23 protein-coding genes are annotated in these 22,054 nt (G+C 68.5%); 13 read left to right on the forward strand and 10 right to left on the reverse strand.

Annotation, left to right across the window (positions count from 1 at the left end):
* Window positions 1-9 precede the first annotated feature (9 nt).
* From ACW9UL_RS21150 to ACW9UL_RS21160, 3 genes are all read right to left on the reverse strand, one after another.
* A complete protein-coding gene (locus ACW9UL_RS21150) occupies window positions 10-804 on the reverse strand; it encodes a thiazole synthase (RefSeq protein ID WP_122109636.1) in 795 nt (264 codons plus the stop codon).
* Window positions 805-824: 20 nt separating this feature from the next.
* The gene (gene thiS, locus ACW9UL_RS21155; protein WP_457788189.1) at window positions 825-1,025 is read right to left on the reverse strand and encodes a sulfur carrier protein ThiS; all 201 of its coding nucleotides are present in this window, start codon (window positions 1,023-1,025) and stop codon (window positions 825-827) included.
* A 102-nt stretch (window positions 1,026-1,127) separates the two neighbouring features.
* Window positions 1,128-1,499 (reverse strand): DUF423 domain-containing protein, encoded by a 372-nt coding sequence (locus ACW9UL_RS21160; RefSeq protein WP_457788190.1) that lies wholly within the window; start codon window positions 1,497-1,499, stop codon window positions 1,128-1,130.
* A 244-nt stretch (window positions 1,500-1,743) separates the two neighbouring features.
* On the opposite strand from ACW9UL_RS21160, the gene mtgA reads away from it, so the two are divergent.
* Window positions 1,744-2,472, forward strand: coding sequence for a monofunctional biosynthetic peptidoglycan transglycosylase (gene mtgA / locus ACW9UL_RS21165; RefSeq protein WP_457788191.1), 729 nt, complete (start codon window positions 1,744-1,746; stop codon window positions 2,470-2,472).
* A gap of 40 nt (window positions 2,473-2,512) precedes the next feature.
* On the opposite strand, the gene ACW9UL_RS21170 is transcribed toward mtgA, so the two are convergent.
* The 5 genes from ACW9UL_RS21170 to ftsY all read right to left on the reverse strand — a co-directional run bounded on the left by ACW9UL_RS21170 (window position 2,513) and on the right by ftsY (window position 7,293).
* A complete protein-coding gene (locus tag ACW9UL_RS21170) occupies window positions 2,513-3,124 on the reverse strand; it encodes a hypothetical protein (protein ID WP_457788192.1) in 612 nt (203 codons plus the stop codon).
* Window positions 3,125-3,185: 61 nt separating this feature from the next.
* Window positions 3,186-4,040, reverse strand: a complete 855-nt coding sequence (gene rpoH / locus ACW9UL_RS21175; protein WP_031303194.1) for an RNA polymerase sigma factor RpoH — start codon at window positions 4,038-4,040, stop codon at window positions 3,186-3,188.
* A gap of 111 nt (window positions 4,041-4,151) precedes the next feature.
* Window positions 4,152-5,171, reverse strand: coding sequence for a permease-like cell division protein FtsX (gene ftsX / locus ACW9UL_RS21180; RefSeq protein ID WP_457788193.1), 1,020 nt, complete (start codon window positions 5,169-5,171; stop codon window positions 4,152-4,154).
* Window positions 5,171-5,839 carry a cell division ATP-binding protein FtsE gene (gene ftsE, locus ACW9UL_RS21185; RefSeq protein ID WP_397486958.1) on the reverse strand — a complete coding sequence of 223 codons (669 nt, stop codon included), beginning with the start codon at window positions 5,837-5,839 and terminating at the stop codon, window positions 5,171-5,173. The genes ftsX and ftsE overlap by 1 nt, the downstream gene beginning before the upstream one ends.
* Complete coding sequence (gene ftsY, locus ACW9UL_RS21190) at window positions 5,836-7,293, reverse strand: signal recognition particle-docking protein FtsY (RefSeq protein ID WP_457788194.1); 1,458 nt, start codon at window positions 7,291-7,293, stop codon at window positions 5,836-5,838. Before ftsY ends, ftsE begins: the two co-directional genes overlap by 4 nt.
* 142 nt (window positions 7,294-7,435) lie before the next feature.
* Between ftsY and ACW9UL_RS21195 the strand changes: the two genes are divergently transcribed.
* From ACW9UL_RS21195 to ACW9UL_RS21215, 5 genes are all read left to right on the forward strand, one after another.
* On the forward strand, window positions 7,436-8,809 hold the full coding sequence (locus tag ACW9UL_RS21195) for a M16 family metallopeptidase (RefSeq protein WP_457788195.1): 1,374 nt from the start codon (window positions 7,436-7,438) through the stop codon (window positions 8,807-8,809).
* Entirely contained in the window at window positions 8,799-10,274 is a 1,476-nt protein-coding gene (locus tag ACW9UL_RS21200) for a M16 family metallopeptidase (protein ID WP_457788196.1), read from the forward strand. The genes ACW9UL_RS21195 and ACW9UL_RS21200 overlap by 11 nt, the downstream gene beginning before the upstream one ends.
* On the forward strand, window positions 10,274-10,873 hold the full coding sequence (rsmD, locus tag ACW9UL_RS21205) for a 16S rRNA (guanine(966)-N(2))-methyltransferase RsmD (protein ID WP_457788197.1): 600 nt from the start codon (window positions 10,274-10,276) through the stop codon (window positions 10,871-10,873). The genes ACW9UL_RS21200 and rsmD overlap by 1 nt, the downstream gene beginning before the upstream one ends.
* A complete protein-coding gene (locus ACW9UL_RS21210; RefSeq protein WP_457788198.1) occupies window positions 10,870-11,088 on the forward strand; it encodes a hypothetical protein in 219 nt (72 codons plus the stop codon). The genes rsmD and ACW9UL_RS21210 overlap by 4 nt, the downstream gene beginning before the upstream one ends.
* Before the next feature lie 183 nt (window positions 11,089-11,271).
* Entirely contained in the window at window positions 11,272-12,258 is a 987-nt protein-coding gene (locus ACW9UL_RS21215; RefSeq protein ID WP_457788199.1) for a hydrolase, read from the forward strand.
* Between the two features lie 55 nt (window positions 12,259-12,313).
* Here ACW9UL_RS21215 and ACW9UL_RS21220 read toward each other — a convergent pair whose 3' ends face one another.
* Window positions 12,314-12,973: a TetR/AcrR family transcriptional regulator gene (locus tag ACW9UL_RS21220; RefSeq protein WP_122109646.1), complete on the reverse strand. Its 660-nt coding sequence runs from the start codon at window positions 12,971-12,973 to the stop codon at window positions 12,314-12,316.
* A gap of 224 nt (window positions 12,974-13,197) precedes the next feature.
* On the opposite strand from ACW9UL_RS21220, the gene ACW9UL_RS21225 reads away from it, so the two are divergent.
* The 7 genes from ACW9UL_RS21225 (at window position 13,198) to ggt (ending at window position 20,079) form a co-directional block, all read left to right on the forward strand.
* A complete protein-coding gene (locus ACW9UL_RS21225; RefSeq protein WP_457788200.1) occupies window positions 13,198-14,628 on the forward strand; it encodes a coniferyl aldehyde dehydrogenase in 1,431 nt (476 codons plus the stop codon).
* Between the two features lie 42 nt (window positions 14,629-14,670).
* Entirely contained in the window at window positions 14,671-15,216 is a 546-nt protein-coding gene (locus tag ACW9UL_RS21230) for a twin-arginine translocation pathway signal protein (RefSeq protein ID WP_457788201.1), read from the forward strand.
* A gap of 129 nt (window positions 15,217-15,345) precedes the next feature.
* On the forward strand, window positions 15,346-16,938 hold the full coding sequence (locus ACW9UL_RS21235; RefSeq protein WP_457788202.1) for a GMC family oxidoreductase: 1,593 nt from the start codon (window positions 15,346-15,348) through the stop codon (window positions 16,936-16,938).
* A gap of 1 nt (window position 16,939) precedes the next feature.
* Complete coding sequence (locus ACW9UL_RS21240) at window positions 16,940-17,311, forward strand: phosphopantetheine adenylyltransferase (protein ID WP_457788203.1); 372 nt, start codon at window positions 16,940-16,942, stop codon at window positions 17,309-17,311.
* Between the two features lie 75 nt (window positions 17,312-17,386).
* On the forward strand, window positions 17,387-17,869 hold the full coding sequence (gene coaD, locus ACW9UL_RS21245; RefSeq protein WP_122109651.1) for a pantetheine-phosphate adenylyltransferase: 483 nt from the start codon (window positions 17,387-17,389) through the stop codon (window positions 17,867-17,869).
* Window positions 17,870-18,058: 189 nt separating this feature from the next.
* Complete coding sequence (locus ACW9UL_RS21250; protein WP_004373873.1) at window positions 18,059-18,310, forward strand: YfhL family 4Fe-4S dicluster ferredoxin; 252 nt, start codon at window positions 18,059-18,061, stop codon at window positions 18,308-18,310.
* 110 nt (window positions 18,311-18,420) lie between these two features.
* The gene (ggt, locus tag ACW9UL_RS21255) at window positions 18,421-20,079 is read left to right on the forward strand and encodes a gamma-glutamyltransferase (protein ID WP_457788204.1); all 1,659 of its coding nucleotides are present in this window, start codon (window positions 18,421-18,423) and stop codon (window positions 20,077-20,079) included.
* Between the two features lie 117 nt (window positions 20,080-20,196).
* Here the strand turns inward: ggt and ACW9UL_RS21260 are convergent, their stop codons facing one another.
* On the reverse strand, window positions 20,197-22,035 hold the full coding sequence (locus ACW9UL_RS21260; protein ID WP_457788205.1) for a Na/Pi cotransporter family protein: 1,839 nt from the start codon (window positions 22,033-22,035) through the stop codon (window positions 20,197-20,199).
* Between the last annotated feature and the right edge of the window lie 19 nt (window positions 22,036-22,054).

Consider the following 22,054-nt stretch of genomic DNA (forward strand, 5'->3'; position numbering starts at 1 on the left):
CGGAACTCGTTATTTGATCAGGCCATCCAGCGGCGACGAAGCGCTGGCATAGAGTTTCTTCGGCATGCGCCCGGCCAGATAGGCCAGGCGCCCGGCTTCCACCGCGTACTTCATGGCCTGGGCCATGAGCACGGGGTTGTCGGCATGGGCGATGGCGCTGTTCATCAGTACCGCCTCGCAACCCAGCTCCATGGCGATGGTGGCGTCGGAGGCGGTGCCCACGCCGGCGTCGACCAGCACTGGCACCTTGGCCTCTTCGAGGATGATGCGCAGGTTGTAGGGGTTGCAGATGCCCAGGCCCGAGCCGATCAGGCCGGCCAGCGGCATCACCGCGACGCAGCCCATGTCCGCCAGCTGACGGGCGATGATCGGGTCGTCGCTGGTGTAGACCATCACGTCGAAACCGTCCTTGACCAGGATCTCGGCGGCCTTGAGGGTCTCGATCACGTTGGGGAACAGGGTCTTCTGGTCGGCCAGCACTTCCAGCTTGACCAGCTTGTGGCCGTCGAGCAGCTCGCGCGCCAGGCGGCAGGTGCGCACGGCGTCGGCGGCGTCGTAGCAGCCGGCGGTGTTGGGCAGGATGGTGTACTGGTCGGGGCTGATCACGTCGAGCAGATTCGGCTCGCCCGGATTCTGGCCGATATTGGTGCGGCGTACCGCCACGGTGACGATCTCGGCGCCGGAGGCGGCGATGGCGTCGCGGGTCTCGTCCATATCCTTGTACTTGCCGGTGCCGACCAGCAGACGCGACTGGTAGGTGCGGCCGGCCAGGGTGAAGGGCTTGTCGCTGCGAACTTGGCTCATGGAGAAACTCCTCAAGGGGATCAACCGCCGCCGATGGCGTGCACCACTTCCACCTGGTCGCCCTCGGCGAGCCCGGTGCTGTCGTGCTGGCTGCGTGGAACTATGTCCAGATTGAGCTCGACCGCCACGCGGCGCCCGGCCAGGTCTAGACGGGCCAGCAGGTCCGCGACGCTCTGGTTGTCGGGCAGTTCGAAGGGTTCACCATTCAACTGAATGCGCATGACGGCTCGGTCACAACTAGGAAGAGGGCCGGCATTCTAGCCCGATAGCCAGCCGCGACCAAGGCTAAAAGGCGCCATTCGTCCTCAAATCTGACGCCCGAGTCAGGTCAATTTCCAGGCCGCCAGGCCCAGGCACAGCCAGCCCAGCAGAAAGGCGACACCGCCGAAGGGGGTGACGATGCCCAGCTTGCCGATGCCGCTCAGGGTCAGCAGATAGAGGCTGCCGGAGAACAGCAGGATACCCAGGGCGAAGGCGCTGCCGGCCAGGTTGACCAGGCGCCCCGGAGCCTGCAGCGCCAGCAGGCCGACGCCGAACAGGGCCAGGGCATGGATCAGCTGGTAGTGGCTGCCGGTCTGGAACACCGCCAGATGCTCCGGACTCAGGCGCGCCTTGAGGCCGTGGGCGGCGAAGGCGCCGAGGGCGACGCCGGTAAAGCCGGCGAAGGCCGATAGCAACAACCAGAGACGAGCCATATACCCTCCAGGGCGCAGTGGAAAACCGACGCAGTTTAACCGTTGAACCGACCTGCCCAGGGATTGTCAGTGTCGCACCCACCGCTGCCGGGTCTTCAACTGCTGAAGACTCCGCGAGAATCGCGTCGTTCTTGTTGCCTGCAATCCCTGGCCGCAACCCTGCGGGCCGCCGCAGGCAACGTCAAAAATTGCTCCCGGCATTTTTTTGTTTTAATAGCGCCTTTCTCGCTCACCCCGGACTCCGATGCTCCGCACCCTGAACCGCCGCCTGCTGAAACTCGTGCTCTGGCTGATGCTGGCCAGCGCGCTGCTGGTGCTCGCCCTGCGCTGGCTGCCACCGCCCGGCACGGCGCTGATGCTCGAACGCAAGCTCGCGTCCTGGGGCACGCAACAACCGCTGGAGCTCAAGCGCCAGTGGCGGCCCTGGAACGAGCTGCCGGATCACCTGAAGATGGCGGTGATCGCCGCCGAAGACCAGAAATTCGCCGAACACTGGGGCTTCGACCTCGGCGCCATCCAGGCCGCGCTGGCGCACAACCAGGGCGGCGGCTCGCTGCGCGGCGCCAGCACCCTCAGCCAGCAGGTGGCCAAGAACCTGTTCCTCTGGTCCGGCCGCAGCTGGCTGCGCAAGGGCCTGGAGGCCTGGTTCACCGCGCTGATCGAGCTGCTCTGGTCGAAGGAGCGCATCCTTGAGGTCTACCTCAACAGCGTCGAATGGGGCGACGGCATCTTCGGCGCCGAGGCGGCCGCGCAGCATCACTTCGGCGTCGGCGCGCCCTATCTGGATCGCCAGCAGGCCAGCCAGCTGGCGGCGGTGCTGCCCAACCCGCTGCGCTGGAGCGCCGGCCGCCCGGATCGCTATGTCGCCCGCCGCGCCGCCTGGATTCGCCAGCAGATGACGCAACTGGGCGGCGGGCACTACCTCAACCAGCTCAAGCCGGTCAGGCCCAGCTGGTGGCCGAAATGGCTGTAGCATGCGCCGGGTGACGCCGCTTTAATCGGTGCGCGACAGCCTAGGGGCGAGGCGCGAACGCGCGCTTGGGCACGGCATGCAGCAGTTCGACCTCATCGCCCTGCAGATGCACCGTCAGCCCCCATTGTGGATAGACCCAGGCCTGCCCCGCGGCCAGTTCCAGACTCAGCCGCGGCTGACCCAGCGTCGCCGCCACGCGCTCGGCGGCCAGAGCGGCCGGCGGTTCGAGACTCACCGCGCGTACGGCAAACCCCGCCATCTGCTCGGCCAGCGCCGCGCCCAGCAACTGCTCGGCATCGCCGGCGCGCAAGCCCTGGGCGGCCAGCAGGCTGTTGCCCTGGGCCTCGCTCAGGGCCAGCTCGGCCTCCAGCGCCCAGCCGCCCTCGGCACCCGCCAGCTCCGCCCGGTGCAGCACCCGCGCGCCATCCAGACGCGGCTGCAGCCAGAGCTCGCCAGGCGCCAGCGCCTGCACCTCGCGCAGCGCCAGGCGCTCTTCCGCCAACGGCTGCAGCAGCGCGTCGCGCCACCGCGGCAGATCGGCCACCGGCGTCACCTCGCCGCTGCGCATCAGCCAGGCGCCCCAGGCGAAGAACAGCGCGGCGACGAGGCCGAACAGCAGCCAGTGCTGCGCTTTCAACGGCGGTCTGTTCAAAGGCATTTTCTCCGGACAGAAAAAAGCCGCACCCGGGTGCGGCTTGATTCGCGTACATGACTCAAGCGGCGATGGAGCCCTTGAGCTTGTTCATGGCGTTCTTCTCGAGCTGACGGATACGCTCGGCCGAGACGTTGTACTTGGCGGCCAGGTCGTGCAGGGTCGCCTTCTCCTCGGCCAGCCAGCGCTGGTAAAGGATGTCGCGGCTGCGCTCGTCGAGGCTTTCCAGGGCCTCATGCAGGTTGCTGCTGGAGCTGTCGCTCCAGTCGGCGTCCTCCAGCTGGCGAGCCGGGTCGTAGCGGTGGTCTTCCAGATAATGCGCGGGCGACTGGAAGGCGCTGTCGTCGTCGGCGTCGGCGGCCGGGTCGAAGGCCATGTCCTGGCCGGTCAGGCGGCTTTCCATCTCGCGCACTTCGTGCGGCTCGACGCCCAGGCTCTTGGCCACGGCGGTGACTTCGTCGTTGTTCAGCCAGGCCAGGCGCTTCTTCTGGCTGCGCAGGTTGAAGAACAGCTTGCGCTGCGCCTTGGTGGTGGCGACCTTGACGATGCGCCAGTTCTTCAGGATGAACTCGTGGATCTCGGCGCGGATCCAGTGCACGGCGAAGGACACCAGACGCACGCCCATTTCCGGGTTGAAGCGCTTGACCGCCTTCATCAGGCCGACGTTGCCTTCCTGGATCAGGTCGGCCTGGGCCAGGCCGTAGCCGGCGTAGCTGCGGGCGATATGTACGACGAAACGCAGGTGGGCCAGCACCATCTGCCGGGCGGCCTCGAGATCCTGCTGGTAGTAGAGACTCTCGGCCAGCTCGCGCTCCTGCTCCGGCGTCAGCAGCGGGATGCTGTTGACCGCATGCACGTAAGCCTCCAGGTTGGCGCCTGGAACCAGAGCATGAACAGGTTGCAAGGAAGTGGACATTCGAATCCTCCGATTCACGAAACTCGTGCAGTTTAGCACTGCGCCATCTGACGCGGATCCTGTGGATAAGTTCCGTTACAGATAGTCAATATCAATGAAAACAATGACTTATCACCGTGGCGCCAATTCGTTGAGATGACGCGCCACGGCCAGCCAGGCGCCAATATAGCCCAAGAGCACGGCGCCGAGCAGCAGGGACAGACCATCGGACGACGGCACCCCGCCCAGAGCGAAATCGCTGCCATATAAACCTGACAACCGTACCACTGCGTCGTTCAGCCAATCCAGGCCGAAGGCCAGCAGCAGCCAGGCGAACACCCCGGCACCAAAGCCGTACAGCGCGCCCATATAAAGGAAGGGCCGGCGCACGTAGCCGTCGGTGCCGCCGACCAGCTTGATCACCTCGATCTCGGCGCGGCGGTTCTCGATATGCAAGCGGATGGTGTTGCCGATCACCAACAGCAGGGCGAGGATCAGCAGCAGGCTGAGGCCGAAGACGAAACGGTCGCCGAGCTTGAGGATGGCCGTCAGGCGCTCGACCCAGACCAGGTCGAGCTGCGCCTGCTGCACCCGCGGCAACTCGGCCAAGCGCAGGCGCAGGGCCTCCAGCTTGGCCTTGTCGACCTCCACCGGGGTCACCAGGATCACTCCCGGCAGCGGGTTCTGCGGCAGCTCCTTGAGCGCCTCGCCCAGCCCGGACAGCTGCTGGAACTCCTCCAGCGCCTGCTCGCGGCTGATCCACTCGACCTCGGCGACGTCGTCCATCGCCGCGATCTGCTCGCGCAGGGCCTGGCCCTCGCGCTCGCCGGCCTCCAGTTCGAGGAACAGGGAAATCTGCGCCGCACGCTGCCAGGAGCCGCCGAGCTTCTCGACGTTGTCCAGCAGCAGCGCCAGGCCCATGGGCAGGCTCAGCGCCACGGCCATCACCAGGCAGGTGAAGAAGCTGCCGATGGGCTGGCGGGCCAGCCGGCGCAGGCTGTCGACCAGGCTGGCGCGGTGGCTTTCCAGCCAGGCATGCAGCAGGGTGCGAAAATCCGGGCCGTCTTCCGGCAGCTGGTCGCTGACCTTGTTGCGTGGTGCCGCGCCGACCCGTTCGGCCGGCTGCGGTGGCGGCATCTTCGACGCGCTCATCAGGCAGCCTCCCCGTCGCCGATCAGGCGACCGCGTTGCAGGGTGAGCATGCGATGGCGCATGCGCGCGATCAGCGCCAGGTCGTGACTGGCGATCAATACGGTGGTGCCAAGCCGGTTGATGTCCTCGAACACCCCCATGATCTCCGCGGCCAGGCGCGGGTCGAGGTTGCCGGTGGGCTCGTCCGCCAGCAGCAGGGCCGGGCGGTGGACGATGGCGCGGGCGATGCCGACGCGCTGCTGCTGGCCGGTGGACAGATCCCCGGGCGCCTGCGCGGCCTTGTCGCTGAGGCTGACCCGCTCCAGCGCGGCGCCGACGCGTTTGGCGATCTCCGGCTTGGCCAGGCCGAGGATCTGCAGCGGCAGGGCGACGTTGTCGTACACGCTGCGGTCGAACAGCAGCTGGTGATTCTGGAACACCACGCCGATCTGCCGACGCAGGAAGGGAATCTGCGCATTGGTGATGGTGGAGAGGTCATGCCCGGCCAGCATCAGCTTGCCGCTGGTCGGCCGCTCCATCGCCAGCAGCAGGCGCAGCAAGGTGCTCTTGCCGGCGCCGGAGTGGCCGGTGACGAAGAGAAATTCGCCGGGGCGAACGCGAAAACTCAGCTCGTGCAGCCCGACATGGCCATTGGCATAACGCTTGGCGACCTGCTCGAATCGGATCATCCCTGTTCGCGCTCCTCGAAAAGTGCCTGGACGAAGGCCTGCGCCTGGAACGGCCGCAGGTCGTCGATGCCCTCGCCGACGCCGATATAGCGGATCGGCAGGCCGAACTGCTTGGCCAGGGCGAAGATCACCCCGCCCTTGGCGGTGCCGTCCAGCTTGGTCAGCGCCAGGCCGGTGAGGCTCACCGTCTGGTCGAACTGCTTGGCCTGGTTGATGGCGTTCTGCCCGGTGCCGGCGTCGAGCACCAGCAGCACTTCGTGCGGTGCCGTGTCGTCCAGCTTGCCGATGACCCGACGGACCTTCTTCAGCTCTTCCATCAGGTTGTCCTTGGTGTGCAGGCGGCCGGCGGTGTCGGCGATCAGCACGTCGATGCCGCGCGACTTGGCCGCCTGCACCGCATCGAAGATCACCGAGGCCGAGTCGGCGCCGGTGTGCTGGGCGATCACCGCGATCTGGTTGCGCTCGCCCCACACCTGCAGCTGCTCCACCGCGGCGGCGCGGAAGGTGTCGCCGGCAGCGAGCATGACCTTCTTACCTTCCAGCTGCAGCTTCTTGGCCAGCTTGCCGATGGTGGTGGTCTTGCCCACACCGTTCACCCCGACCACGAGGATCACGTAGGGCTGCTTGGCGGCGTCGATCACCAGCGGCTGTTCGACCGGCTTGAGCAGGCCGACCAGCTCCTCCTGCAGCGCCTTGTACAGCGCGCCGCTGTCGGCCAGCTCCTTGCGCGCCACGCGGCGGGTCAGGTTGCCGATGATCGCGGTGGTGGCCTCGACGCCGACGTCGGCGGTGAGCAGGCGGGTTTCCAGCTCGTCGAGCAGCTCGTCGTCGATGGCCTTCTTGCCGAGGAACAGGCTGGCCATGCCCTCGCCGAGGCTGGCGCTGGTCTTGCTCAGGCCCTGCTTGAGGCGGGCGAAGAAGCTGGGTTTGTCCTGGGTGGCCGGCAGCGGCGCGGCGACCGCCGTCTCGCTGGGCGGAACGACGGGCGCGGCCACGAGCTCAGGGGCGACGGGCACCTCGGCAGCCGGCGGCACGGGGGCGTTGTCGCCGCCGAGCAGACGCGAGAGGAAGCCGGGCTTGTCGTCGGCGCGCGGCGCAGGGGCTGCGCCGGCCGCCGCTTCGTCGATGGCGGTGGGCTGCGCAGGCAGGCTGGGCGCAGTTTCGACAGGCACCGGTTCGGCCGGCGCTTGCGGCGCCGCTTCGGCGACCGGCAGCGGCGCGGGCGCGGGCTCGGCCGCCGGCTGGGCGGGGGCCTGTGGTTCGATGGCGAGCGACTCGATGCTCGGCGCCGGTACCGCGTCCGGCGCGCTCGAGGGCGCCTCGGCGGCGGGCGCCGCGGAGTCGGCCGGCTTCTTGCGCAGCCAGCCGAACAGGGATTTCTTTTCTTCGGTCACAGGCGGGGTCTGCGCGCCGGCCGCGGCCGGCGACTTCTTGTCGTCATTGGAACCAAACATGGGTCGCTTGCATCTCAAGGGGGCGGTCGCTTACAGCCTGATACGCCCGGCTGCGCCGCCCCGGAAAAGGATGGGGTATCCTAGCACCTCTTCGCCCGCCGGCGGTACGACCGCCCAGGCCATCCGACAGGTCAGACTCTCGATGAATGCCATTGCCCGCCGCTCCCTCGGCCTGCTGTTCGGCGCCCTCTGCGTGCCCCTGACGGCGCTGGCCGCCGCCCTGCAACCGACCCATGAATTCAGCCTGGACAACGGCCTCAAGGTCATAGTCCGCGAGGATCACCGCGCCCCGGTGGTGGTCAGCCAGCTCTGGTACAAGGTCGGCTCCAGCTACGAGACGGCCGGCTCCACCGGTCTGTCCCACGCCCTCGAGCACATGATGTTCAAGGGCAGCCGCAAGCTCGGCCCCGGCGAAGCCTCGCGCATCCTGCGCGAACTGGGCGCCGAGGAAAACGCCTTCACCAGCGACGACTACACCGCCTACTACCAGGTGCTGGCGCGCGACCGCCTGGGCGTCGCCCTGGAGCTGGAGGCCGACCGCCTGGCCAGCCTGCAGCTGCCGGCCGGGGAGTTCGCCAAGGAGATCGAGGTGATCAAGGAGGAGCGCCGCCTGCGTACCGACGACCGTCCCTCCTCGCTGGCTTTTGAGCGCTTCAAGGCCATGGCCTATCCGGCCAGCGGCTACAGCATCCCCACCATCGGCTGGATGGCCGACCTCGAGCGCATGCACATCGACGAGCTGCGCGCCTGGTATCGACAGTGGTACGCGCCGAACAACGCCACCCTGGTGGTGGTCGGCGACGTCAGCGCCGCCGAGGTGAAGATTCTCGCCGAACGCTATTTCGGCGCCATCGAGCGCCGCGCGGTGCCCAGCGCCAAGCTGCCGCTGGAACTGCCGGCTGCCGGCGAGCGGCGCACCACGCTGCATCTGAAGACCCAGCTGCCGAGCCTGCTGATGGGCTTCAACGTGCCCGGCCTGGCCACCGCCGAAACGCCGCGCCAGGCCTACGCCCTGCGCCTGGCTGCGGCTCTGCTCGACGGCGGCTACAGCGCGCGGCTGTCCAGCCGCCTGGAGCGCGGTGAGGAACTGGTTTCCGGCGCCAGCGCCTGGTACAACGCCTTCGCCCGCGGCGACAGCCTGTTCGTGCTGAGCGCCACGCCCAACGTGCAGAAGCAGCGCAGCCTGGCCGAGACCGAAGCCGGGCTGTGGCGCGAGCTGGAGGAGCTGAAGAACAGCCCGCCATCCGCCGAAGAGCTGGCCCGCGTGCGCGCCCAGGTGATCGCCGGGCTGGTCTACGAGCGCGACTCCATCACCAGCCAGGCCACCAGCATCGGCCAGCTGGAGACCGTCGGCCTGTCCTGGCAGCTGATCGACCAGGAGCTGGCCGAGTTGGAAGCCGTCACCCCCGAGGACATCCAGCAGGCCGCCCGCACCTTCTTCGTCCGCGACCGCCTGAGCGTCGCCCATGTATTGCCCGAGGACGCTCGTCATGAGGAGTCTCGCCATGAAGACTGAGCACCTGCGCATCGCCCTGCTCGGCCTGGCCCTGAGCACCACCCTGGCCCTGAGCGGCTGCGACCGCCAACCCGATGAGGCCAAGGCGACCGCCAACAACACCGAAGCGCCGGCCAAGCTGGAATCGCTCGCCGAGCTGAACGGCCAGGCGCCGACCCGACGCAGCCTGGATATCCAGACCTGGCACACCGAACAGGGCGCCAAGGTGCTGTTCGTCGAAGCGCGCGAGCTGCCGATGTTCGACCTGCGCCTGACCTTCGCCGCCGGCAGCAGCCAGGACGACGGCGTGCCCGGCCTGGCCACCCTGACCAACGCCATGCTCAACGAGGGCGTGCCGGGCAAGGACGTCGGCGCCATCGCCGCCGGCTTCGAGGGCCTCGGCGCCGAGTTCGGCAACGGCGCCTACCGCGACATGGCGGTGGCCAGCCTGCGCAGCCTGAGCGCGAAAGAGCAGCGCGAGCCCGCGCTGGCACTGTTCGCCGAGGTGCTCGGCCAGCCGACCTTCCCCGAAGAGGCCCTGGCGCGGATCAAGAACCAGCTGCTGGCTGGCTTCGAGTTCCAGAAGCAAAACCCCGGCAAGCTGGCCAGCCTGGAGCTGTTCCAGCGCCTGTACGGCGACCACCCCTATGCCCACCCGAGCGACGGCAACGCCGAGTCCATCCCGGCGATCGAGCGCGAGCAGCTCGCCGCCTTCCACGCCCGCGCCTATGCCGCCGGCAACGCGGTGATCGCCCTGGTCGGCGACCTGTCGCGCGAGCAGGCCGAGGCCATCGCCGCGCAAGTCTCCGCCGCCCTGCCGCAGGGCCCGGCGCTGCCGCGCATCGCCCAGCCGCAGCCGCCGGCGCCCGGCCCCAGCCATATCGAGTTCCCCTCCAACCAGACCCACCTGATGATCGCCCAGCTCGGCATCGACCGCCGCGATCCGGACTACGCCGCGCTCTACCTGGGCAACCAGATCTTCGGCGGCGGCGGCTTCGGCACCCGCCTGATGAGCGAGGTGCGCGAGAAGCGCGGGCTGACCTACGGTGTCTACTCCGGCTTCAGCGCCATGCAGGCGCGCGGCCCGTTCATGATCAACCTGCAGACCCGCGCCGAGCTAAGTGAGGGCACCCTCAAGCTGGTCAAGCAACTGCTCGCCGACTACCTGCAGAGCGGCCCGACCCAGGAAGAGCTGGACAACGCCAAGCGCGAGCTGGCCGGCAGCTTCCCGCTGTCGACCGCGAGCAACGCCGATATCGTCGGCCAGTTGGCCAGCATGGGCTTCTACGACCTGCCGCTGAGCTACCTGGACGACTTTATGCGCGACGTCCAGGCGCTGAGCGTCGAACAGGTGAAAGCGGCCATGGCCAAGCACCTCGACCCCGAGGCGCTGTTGGTGGTGACGGCCGGCCCGACCGTGACCCAGCAGGAACTGCCGCCACCCAGCGACAAGCCGGCCGAGCTGCCCAGCGCGGTGCCGCACTGATGCGCGGCCGCACTCCGCCCAAGCCGGCCGCCAAGCCCCACGGCGGCCAGGGCCAGCTGCGCATCATCGGCGGCCAGTGGCGCTCGCGGCGCTTCGCCTTCCCCGACGGCCCGGGCCTGCGCCCGACGCCGGACCGGGTGCGCGAAACCCTGTTCAACTGGCTGGCGCCCTATGTCGAGGGCGCCCATGTGCTCGATCCCTTCGCCGGCAGCGGCGCACTGCTGCTCGAGGCGCTGTCGCGCGGCGCCGCCAGCGGCCTGGCCTGCGACCTCAACCCGGCCTCGGTGGCGGCGTTGCGCGGCCATCTGGCGACGCTGCAGTGCGCTGACGGCGAGATCCAGCAGGGCGATGCCCTGCAACTGCTGACGCGCCCGGCGCCGCGGCGTTTCGATATCGTCCTGCTCGACCCGCCGTTCCACCAGGACCTGCTGCAGAATGCCTGCAAGCTATTGGAAACCCAGGGCTGGCTGGCCGACGACGCCTGGGTCTACACCGAAAGCGAAACGGCGCCCTCGACCCTCGGCCTGCCCGGCAACTGGCGCCTGCACCGCGAGAAGCACAGCGGCCAGGTGCATTACGCGCTGTGGCAGCGTGGATGAAAGACTTCATCTACGACCACCTGCCCTACCTGCTGCTGACCGCACTGGCGCTGCCGGTGCTTTTCAGCCAGCAGGAAATTGCGTTCCATCTGAGACGTGCGATACCGCACAACCCCAACGCCGGCATCGCCATCGGCCTGACCAACCAGCGCATCGCCGCCCTACTGGTACTGGCCTGGTGCGCCTGGCGCATACTGCGCAAGCGTCGGCGCTGAAGCCTGTAGGTTGGGTTGAGTCGCGCAGCGACGAAGCCCAACGTCGGCAACCCACGAACCCCCGTTGGGCTTCGCTGCGCTCAGCCCAACCTACGGCCCCGCCATTCGTTGCCCCGCCAGGGCTTCTGTTTTGCCGGCAAAGCCTCTAGCCTGAAGCCCTGCTCACCTTCCGCCCTATCCCCCATGACCGCTTCCTTCACCCCCGCCTGGTGGCTGCCCGGCCCGCATCTGCAGACCCTGTGGAACCCGCTGTGCCGCAAGCCACCGGTGCTTGCACGCAGGCGCGAGCGTCTGTGGCTGGACGACGGCGATTTTCTCGATCTCGACTGGCACGGCCCGCACGAGGCCCGCACGCCGTTGGTGCTGGTGCTGCACGGGCTGACCGGCAGTTCCAGTTCGCTCTACGTGCTCGGCCTGCAGCAGGCGCTGGCCGCGCGCGGCTGGGCCAGCGTGGCGCTGAACTGGCGCGGCTGCTCCGGCGAGCCCAACCTGCTGCCGCGCGGCTACCATTCCGGCGCCAGCGAGGACCTGGCCGCTGCCGTGGCCCATCTGCGCGCGCAGCGGCCGATGGCGCCGCTCTATGCGGTGGGCTATTCGCTGGGCGGCAACGTGCTGCTCAAGTACCTCGGCGAGAGTGGCGCGCAAAGCCAGGTGCTGGGCGCGGTGGCGGTGTCGGTGCCGTTTCGCCTGGATCAGTGCGCCGACCGCATCGGCCTGGGCTTCTCGCGGGTCTACCAGGCGCACTTCATGCGCGAGATGGTCGCCTACGTCAGCAACAAGCAGCGCCTTTTCGCCGCCCAGGGCCAGGGCGAACGCCTGTCGGTGCTGGAACGCCTCGGGCCGCTGCACGGCATGCGCACCTTCTGGGACTTCGACGGGCGCGTCACCGCCCCGCTGCACGGCTATGCCGACGCCCAGGACTACTACCGACGCGCCTCCAGCCGTTTCTACCTCGGCGCGATCCGCACGCGGACGCTGATCATCCAGGCCGAGGACGATCCCTTCATCTTCCGCCACAGCCTGCCGGAGGCCGGCGAACTGGCGCCCGGTACCGAGTTCGAGCTGCACGCCCGCGGCGGCCATGTCGGCTTCGTCGACGGCAGCCCGCGCCGGCCCGGGTATTACCTGGAACGGCGGATTCCCGAGTGGTTGGCAGCACTGGGCGCCTGACCTGCCGTAGCCCGAATGCAGTCCGGGCTACGGGGGTCGTCACGGCGCCAGCCGATCACCCCAACACCTGCTCCAGCGGCACATGCAGGCGGCCGTACAGGGCTTCGACCGCCTCGCGCGCGGCGGGGGCGATATAGCCGCCCTCCAGCGCCAGCACCTGGTAGATACCGCGGCGCAGCATGTCCTGGCTGAGGTTGTCCGGACTGGCGCCGGCGGTGCAGAGAAAGCGCACCCAGGAGGTCATGATGATCCAGCTGTTGAGCGTCAGCGCCTCGATCTGCGCCGGGCTCATCAGCAGGATGCCCGCCTCGACGAAACCCTGGTAGATCGCCTGGGCGCCCACCAGGCAGCGGCGGGCGAAGGCGCGGTAGCGCGCGGCCAGCTCGGCGTCGGCCTCCAGCAGGTGCTCGAGGTCGCGGTGCAGGAAGCGGTAGTGCCACATCGCCGCCAGCAGCGCCTCCAGGTAGAAGGTCTTGTCTTCCACCGTCAGCGCGCGACCCTCGGGCCGGCGCAGAAAGCCGTCGACCTGCGCCTCGTACTGGGCGAACAGCTCGGCGATGATCGCCTGCTTGTTGCGGAAGTGGTAGTACAGGTTGCCCGGCGAAATGCCCAGGTGCGCGGCGATATGGTTGGTGGTGACGCTGCGTTCGCCCTGGCTGTTGAACAGCTCCAGGCTGGCTTGAACGATGCGCTCGCGGGTCTTGGGTGGCGCCATGGCGCGGCTCGGTCTCGTGGAGGGAAAGCGGCAAAGGTACAGGCAGAAACGCCCTGGGTGTTACCCCCAGCCCTCGATCGGCGCACCGCTGACCTTTGGTTAGGCTGCGGCAACGCGCTTGGCGCGCCATGCTATTTGACACATTAGAGCAATTGCTCTAAAAATCCAGCACGCCCACGCGCCCCGTCGCGCATCGCCCAGCTGGACCGTCGAGGAGAAACCCCATGGTCGCCGACATCGCCTACCTGCAGCACAGCCAACAGCAGATCAACCAGCTGGAACGCACCTTCGCCCTGCAACGCGCCGCCTTCGCCGCCAATCCCATGCCATCGGCCGAGCAACGCATGCAGTGGCTGAAATCCCTGCGCGAGCTGCTGACCCAGCAGCAGGACGCACTGGTGGCGGCGATCTCCGAGGACTTCAGCAACCGTTCGGCCGACGAAACCCTGCTCGCCGAGCTGATGCCCAGCCTGCACGGCATCCACTACGCGAGCAAACGCATCAAGCAGTGGATGAAGCCGTCGCGGCGCAGCGTCGGCCTGCAGTTCATGCCCGCCGCGGCCAAGGTCGTCTACCAGCCGCTGGGCGTGGTCGGCGTCATAGTGCCGTGGAACTACCCGCTGTTTCTCGCCATCGGCCCGCTGGTTGGCGCGCTGGCGGCCGGCAACCGGGTGATGATCAAGATGAGCGAATCCACCCCGGCCACCTCGCAGCTGGTCAAGGACCTGCTGGCGCGCATCTTCCCCGAGGATCTGGTCAGCGTCGCCCTGGGCGAGGCGGAAGTCGGCATGGCCTTCTCCAAGCTGCCGTTCGACCACCTGCTGTTCACCGGCGCCACCAGCATCGGCCGGCACGTGATGCGCGCCGCCGCCGAGAACCTCACCCCGGTGACCCTGGAGCTGGGCGGCAAGTCGCCGGCCATCGTTTCCGCCGACGTGCCGCTGGAGCACGCCGCCGAGCGCATCGCCTTCGGCAAGACCCTCAACGCCGGGCAGACCTGCGTGGCACCGGACTATGTGCTGGTGCCGAGGGATCGGGTGGAGGGCTTTGTCGCCGCCTACCGCGAGGTGGTGCAGCGTTTCTACCCGGCGCTCAAGGACAACCCCGACTACACCGCGATCATCAACGAGCGCCAGCTGGTGCGTCTGACCGGCTACCTGCAGGACGCCCAGGCCAAGGGCGCACGCATCGTTGCGCTCTACCCCGAAGCGCAGGGCCGGCGCCTGCCGCAGAGCCTGGTGCTGGACGTCAACGACGACATGAAGCTGATGCAGGACGAGATCTTCGGCCCGCTGCTGCCGGTGGTGCCCTACGACCGCCTGGAAGACGCCTTCGCCTACGTCAACGCACGGCCACGGCCGCTGGCGCTGTACTACTTCGGCTACGACAGGCGCGAGCAGCAGCGCGTGCTGCACGAGACCCACTCCGGCGGCGTGTGCCTGAACGACACCCTGCTGCACGTAGCCCAGGACGACATGCCGTTCGGCGGTATCGGCCCGTCCGGCATGGGCCATTACCACGGCCATGAGGGTTTCCTGACCTTCAGCAAGGCCAAGGGCGTGTTTATCAAGCAGCGCTTCAATGCCGCGCGGCTGATCTACCCGCCCTATGGCAAGGCAATCCAGAAGCTGGTCTACAAGCTGTTCCTACGCTGATCCACGCGGGCAACGCCCGTTCCAAGCCTGGTGACAACAACAATGAATGACACCACCCTGAACGCGCCGCAACTGTCGCGGCGCAGCCTGCTCAAGGTCGGCCTGCTGGGCACGGCGCTGCTCGGCACCGCCGGGCTGACCGCCAGCCTGAGCGGCTGCTCGGCCAGCACGCCGGCCAGCGGCTACCTGATCCTGCGCAGCAGCGACCTGCCCTTTCTGCGCGCACTGATCCCGGTAATGCTCGAGGGCGCCGTCAGTGCCGAGCAAATGCCGCAGGCCGTCGACGGCACGCTCAAGAGCCTCGACACCAGCCTGGCGCACCTGTCGCCGGAGATGCTGAAACTCACCGTGCAGCTGTTCGACGTGCTCGCCCTGCCCATCACCCGCGGCCCGCTGACCGGGGTCTGGGGCAGCTGGGACAACGCCAGTGGCGATGACGTGCGGCAGTTCCTCATCCGCTGGCAGAACAGCAGCCTGAGCCTGCTGCGCATGGGCCACGCCTCGCTGCTGCAACTGGTGATGATGGCCTGGTACAGCCGGCCGGAGTCCTGGGCCCATTGCGGCTATCCGGGGCCGCCTAAGGTCTAACGACCTGTCGCGGATGTCGTAGGGTGCGCCGCGCGCACCATGAAAGCGACGCGGGTACCTCGGTGCGCACAGCCTAGGCGGCCTCGCGACACGCTAAGGCCTGTGTGAATTACAAGAAGAGAGCCTGAAATGCCTGTACCCGATTTGTTCAAGCAAGGCCTGGCCCGCGGCTGGAAGACCCACGACGGCTCGCGCCTGGAAAACGACCTGAGCCTGGAAGCCGACGTCGCCATCGTCGGCAGCGGCGCCGGCGGCGGCACTACCGCGGAGATCCTCAGCGCCGCCGGCTACAAGGTGCTGCTGATCGAGGAAGGCCCGCTGAAGACCAGTGACGACTTCAGGATGCAGGAGGCCGAGGCCTACCCGTCGCTGTACCAGGAAGGCATCGGCCGCATGAGCAAGGACGGCGCCATCACCATCCTCCAGGGCCGCGCCGTGGGCGGCACCACCCTGGTCAACTGGACCAGCAGCTTCCGCACCCCGCCGCAAACCCTGGCGCACTGGGCCGAGGTGCACGGCGTGCAGGGCCACGACGCAGCATCCATGGCGCCCTGGTTCGAGCAGATGGAACGGCGCCTGGGCGTCGCCCCCTGGGCGGTGCCGCCGAACGCCAACAACGAGGTGATCCGCGCCGGCTGCGACAAGCTCGGCTACCACTGGGCGGCGATCCCGCGCAACGTGCGCGGCTGCTGGAACCTCGGCTACTGCGGCATGGGCTGTCCGACCAACGCCAAACAGTCGATGCTGGTTACCACCATCCCCGCCACCCTCGAGGCCGGTGGCGAGCTGCTCTACCTGGCGCGCGCCGACAAGCTGCTGATCGAAGGCGACCAGGTGGTCGGTCTCGACTGCCTGGGCATGGACCCGCGCTGCGTGGCGCCCAACGGCAAGCGCATCCGGGTCAGGGCGCGGCACTACGTGCTGGCCGGCGGCGGCATCAACACACCGGGCATCCTGCTGCGCTCGGCGGCGCCCGACCCGCACCAGCGCGTCGGCCGGCGCACCTACCTGCACCTGGTCAATTTCTCCGCCGCGCAGTTCGAGCAGGTCATCAACCCCTTCTACGGCGCGCCGCAGTCGCTCTACTCCGACCACTTCCAGTGGGACGACGGCACCGCCGGACGCCTCTCCTACAAGCTGGAGGTGCCGCCGCTGCAGCCGGCGCTGACCGCCACATTGCTCGGCGACTTCGGCCGCGAGAACGCCCTGCGCATGGAGCAGTTGCCGCACACCAACGTGATGCTCGCCCTGCTGCGCGACGGCTTCCACGAAGACAGCGCCGAGGGCCGGGTGGAGCTGCGCGGCGACGGCAGCCCGGTGCTCGACTACCGGATGACCGACTACAGCTGGGACGGCGTGCGCCGCGCCTTCCTGAGCATGGCCGAAATCCAGTTCGCCGCCGGCGCCCGCGCGGTGATGCCGATGCACGCCGACGCCAGTTACGTGAAGACGTGGAAGCAAGCCAAGGACCTGATCGAGCACCTCGACCTGGCGCTGTACCGCACCCGCCTGGGCAGCGCCCACGTGATGGGCGGCTGCGCCATGGGCGAAGACCCGCGGCAGGCGGTGGTCGACAGCCTGGGCCGGCATCACCAGCTGGCCAACCTGTCGATTCACGACGGCTCGCTGTTCCCCACCAGCATCGGCGCCAACCCGCAGCTGTCGATCTACGGCCTCACCGCCAAGCTCGCCACCCTGCTGGGCGAACGCCTGAAGACCTGAGATGAGCAAGCTGATCGGCTTTCTGCTGCTGGTGGCGGGGGTCATCCACCTGCTGCCGCTGGTCGGCGTTCTGGGTGGCGAACGCCTCAACGCGCTGTACGGCATCGCCCTGGACGAGCCCAACCTGCAGATCCTCATGCGCCACCGCGCCGTGCTGTTCGGCCTGCTCGGCGCCCTGCTGGTCGCCGCGGCGTTCGTCCCGACGCTACGCGGCGTGGCCCTGATCGGCGGGCTGGTCAGCGTGCTCGCCTTCCTCCTGCTGGCATGGAGCGCTCCCGTCTACAACGAGGCTTTGCGCCGAGTGGTGTGCGCCGACTGGATCGCCCTGGCCTGCCTGATGCCCGCACTCGTCCTGCATCTGCGCAGCAGCTGAGCTGTCGTCACGCTTGGCCCTGAGGGAAGCGCTGCGCTACCATCCGACTCCTTTTCGACCCGCCAGGACGTCCCGATGAATCGAGTGTTATACCCCGGCACCTTCGACCCCATCACCAAGGGCCATGGCGATCTGGTCGAACGCGCCTCTCGGCTGTTCGATCACGTCATCATCGCCGTCGCCGCCAGCCCGAAGAAGAACCCGCTGTTCCCCCTGGAACAACGGGTGGAGCTGGCCCGCGAGGTCACCAAGCACCTGCCCAACGTCGAAGTGGTGGGGTTCTCCACCCTGCTCGCGCACTTCGCCAAGGAACAGGGCGCCAACGTGTTCCTGCGCGGCCTGCGCGCGGTGTCGGACTTCGAGTACGAATTCCAGCTGGCCAATATGAACCGCCAGCTGGCGCCGGACGTGGAAAGCCTGTTCCTCACCCCGTCGGAGAAATACTCCTTTATCTCCTCGACCCTGGTGCGCGAGATCGCGGCCCTCGGCGGCGACATCTCCAAGTTCGTCCATCCGGCCGTGGCCGCTGCGCTGAACGAGCGTTTTCGCCAGCGCTGACCAGCCCCTGTGGGAGCGGCTTCAGCCGCGAATGACTCGGCCGCTCGCGGCTGAAGCCGCTCCCACAAAGGCCGCGCCCACCGACTCCGCCTCTCGCTCAGCACATGGCGCGCCACCGCCCAATCCGGCACAATTCGCCTACCGTTGTCCGATAGTGTCGCGGCGTCCCGCCTCGACAGGAGTTGTTCCATGTCCCTAATCATCACCGACGACTGCATCAACTGCGACGTCTGCGAACCCGAGTGCCCCAACGGCGCCATCTCCCAGGGTGAGGAGATCTACGTGATCGACCCCAACCTGTGCACCGAATGCGTCGGCCACTACGACGAGCCGCAGTGCCAGCAGGTGTGCCCGGTGGACTGCATCCCGCTCGACGAGAACAACGTCGAGAGCAAGGACGAGCTGATGCAGAAGTACCGGATCATCACCGGCAAGGCCTGACCGATCCCTGGGCGAACCGCCGCGCCAGCGTTTCGCCTCTCCGCCAAGCCCGCACGACAAACCAAGGCTGCTAAGCTTCGCCCTTCCCCCAGCCGCCTTCGGTAGATCGCATGTTGCGCCACTTCCTGCTCCCGACCCTGCTGCTCGCCGCCAGCCTGCTGGCCCAGGCCGCACCGCAGCAGGCCGCCATCGCCACCGCCCACCCCGCCGCCACGGCCGCCGCGCAGCAGATGCTGGACTCCGGCGGCAACGCCTTCGATGCCGCGGTGGCGGCCAGTGCCGCCCTGGCGGTGGTCGAACCCTACGGTTCCGGCCTCGGCGGCGGCGGTTTCTTCCTGCTGCGCACCGCCGGCGACAGGCCGAACTACGACTTTCTCGACGCCCGCGAGCGCGCGCCGCTTCAGGCCAAGGCCGATATGTACCAGCGCGATGGCAAGGCGCAGCGCGAGTTGTCGCTCAACGGTGCCCTCGCCGCGGCCATCCCGGGGCTGCCGGCGGCACTGGTGGAGCTGGCCGAACGCCACGGCCGCCTACCGCTGAAAACCAGCCTGGCCCCGGCCATTGCCCTGGCCAACGAAGGCTTCGCCGTCGACCGCGTCTACCGCGAACGCGCCGCCTGGCGCCTGGCGGCGCTGCGCGACGACGGCGAGAGCGCGCGGCTGTTCCTCGACCGCGGCGAAGTGCCGGCCGAAGGCTATCGGCTGCGTCAACCGGAGCTGGCCGCCACCCTGCAGACGATCGCCGCCCAGGGCCATGCCGGGTTCTACGCCGGCCACCTTGCCGAACGCCTGGTCGCCGGTGTGCGCAAGGCCGGCGGTATCTGGAGCCTGGAAGACCTGAGGGAATACCGCATCGCCCACCGCGCGCCGCTGCGCTTCCCCCTGGAGGACGGTCGCGAGCTGATCAGCGCGCCGCCGCCCTCGGCCGGCGGCGTGGCCCTGGCGCAGAGCCTGGCGATTCTCGGCCAGTTGCCCTGGCGCGAGGCCGAGCCGCTGCAGCGCGTGCACTATGTGGTCGAGGCGCTGCGCCGCGCCTACCGCGACCGCGGCCTGCTCGGCGACCCGGATTTCGTCGCCAACCCGCTCGAACAACTGCTCTCGCCCGGCCACCTGGCGGTGCTGGCCGGCAGCATCGACCCCGAACGCGCCACCCCCAGCGCCAGCCTGGCGCCGGCCGGCACCTGGCACGAAGGCGACCACACCACCCACTTCGCCGTGCTCGACGCCGAGGGCAATGCGGTGGCCGCCACGCTGTCGATCAACCTGCCGTTCGGCGCCGCCTTCACCGTGCCCGGCACCGGCGTGCTGCTCAACGACGAGATGGACGACTTCGCCGCCGATATCCAGGGCGCCAACGCCTACGGCCTGGCCGGCAGCCAGGCCAACGCCATCGCCGCCGGCAAGCGGCCGCTGTCGTCCATGAGCCCGAGCTTTATCGAGAGCGTCGACGAGTTCGCCGCCTTTGGCACCCCTGGTGGCAGCCGTATACCCAGCATGGTGCTGCTGGCCATGCTCGAATACCTGGACGGCCAGCCCATCGCACACTGGCCGGCGGTGGCGCGCTACCACCACCAGTTCCTGCCCGACGTGATCGAGCATGAGCCGGATACCTTCGACGCCGCGCAGATCGCCGAGCTACAGGCCCGCGGCCACCAGCTCAAGGCACTGGAGCGGCAGTACGGCAACCAGCAGGTGCTGCTGTGGGACAAGGTCAGCGGCGAGGTGCAGGCGGCCAGCGACCCGCGCGGTATCGGCGAGGCCATGCCCTAGGGTGCGCCGTGCGCACCGCAAGCCCCCATTCTCGCCAACAGCCGGTGTAGCCCGGACGCCATCCGGGGAGCTGCCGACAGACGCCCCCTGAATTGCCTCCGGGCCAGGGCCTGTCGGTCAAGGCGATAGGATCAGCGGCCCACTGCTTTCATCGCCCAGCCGCCGCAATTCGCGAAACAACGCCTGCTCGTCGCCGAGCATCAGCACGTTGCGCAGGCTCTGGAAGATGCGGCTGACATAACCCAGGTCGTTCATCAGCGAGCTGGTCTGCAGGCCGTCCAGGCGACCGCTGCGCACCTCGGCGAACAGACGCTGGCGAAACTTCGCGTCGAACTCCGCCGCCTGCTCGTCGAGCCAGCGCAAACGCGCCTGCCAGGCCTCCTCGGGCAGCTCCGAGCGGGCCAGCTCGCGCACCTCATGCAGGGTGACGAGCAGGTGGCGGCGCAGTTCCACATAGGCCTCGCGCACCGCCGAGGGCGGCGCGTCGAGGTAGTGGCCGAGGTTCTTCTGCAGGTGCTTGGCGTCCTTGACCGCGTCCACCAGTTGCAACGCGGCCAACTGGCAGCTGACCCAGAACCGCTGGTGCGCCTCGTCCATCGGCAGCTCCATGCGCCCCATGAAGCTCAGCAGGTCGCCGTACACCCCCTTGATATGGAACTGATAGAGGTGCTCGGCATCGAAGCCGCCGCGCGCCGGCCCGGCCTGCAGCAGCTGGTCGTCGACCCGGCTGCGCGCCAGCTGATCCACCGGCAGGTAGAGCGCGTGACAGATCACCTCCAGGCTCAGCCGGCCGAGGTGGCCGAGCTCCTGCACCACCGCGCCGGAGGCGGCGTCCACCGAATCCAGGGCGCGCTCGCTGAGGTAGCGGGCGCGGGTGCGCTCGGGCTCGGCGACCGGCTCGGCCGCCAGTTCGGTGATCAGCACCTGCGGCTCGGCCCGCTCCGGCAGCCAGCGGATCAGCCGCTGCGCCAGGCGTCCCTGCAGCGGCCAGAACAGCGCCACGCCCATGGCGTTGAACAGGGTGTGGAACATCGCCAGCTGGATCAGGCTGTTGCCGCCGAGGCCCAAGGGCTCGGCCAGGGCCTGCACCAGCCAGGTCAGCGGGCCGAGCAGACAGAAGGCCAGCACCCCGGTGGTGATGTTGAACAGCACATGGGCCAGGGCCAGGCGCTGACCGCTGCGGTTGCCGCCCAGCGAGCCGACGAAGGCGGTGGTGACGCTGCTGCCGATATTGGAGCCGATGGCGATCGCCAGGCTCTGGCCCAGCTCCAGCTGGCCGCCGGCCAGCGCCGCCAGGGTCAGCATCAGGGCGGCGTGGCTCGATTGCAGCACCACGGTGATCGCCAGGCCGATGGCGGTGAACAGCAGCGCGCCGCGCAGGCCGCTCGCCTGATAGCCGCTCATGTCCAGGCCGTCGCCGAAGCTGGCGAAGCCGTCCTTGATCTGGTCGATGCCGATAAAGATGAAGGCGACGCCCAGCACGATGCGCCCGGCCGCCTTGCTCTTCGGCCCGGCGAAACCGGCCAGCACGCCGAATACCAGCAGCGGCAGGGCGAAGGGACTGAGGCTGAGGTTCTGCCCGGCCAGCGCCAGCAACCAGATGCCGCTGGTGGCGCCGAGGTTGGCGCCGAACAGGATGGCGATGCCGCCGGCCAGCTGGATCAGCCCGGTGCTGATAAAGGCGATGGTCAGCAGCGAGACCAGGGTGCTGGATTGCAGCAGCAAGGTGCCGCCGACGCCGAACAGCAGGCTCTTGAAGGGCGTCGCGGTGCTGCGCCCGAGAATCTGCTCCAGCTTGCTGCCGGCCAGCTGACGCAGCCCCTCCTCCAAGCACTGCATGCCGAACAGGAACACCGCCAGCCCGGCGCACAGCTGCAGCCAGCCCTCGCTGAACCAGAACGAGGCGGCCAAGCCCAGCACCACCAGCAGCAGGATCACCCAGCGCAGATAACGCATCGCCCGCCCTCCCTAACGC

This window comes from Pseudomonas sp. PL-6 (genome assembly GCF_054110165.1).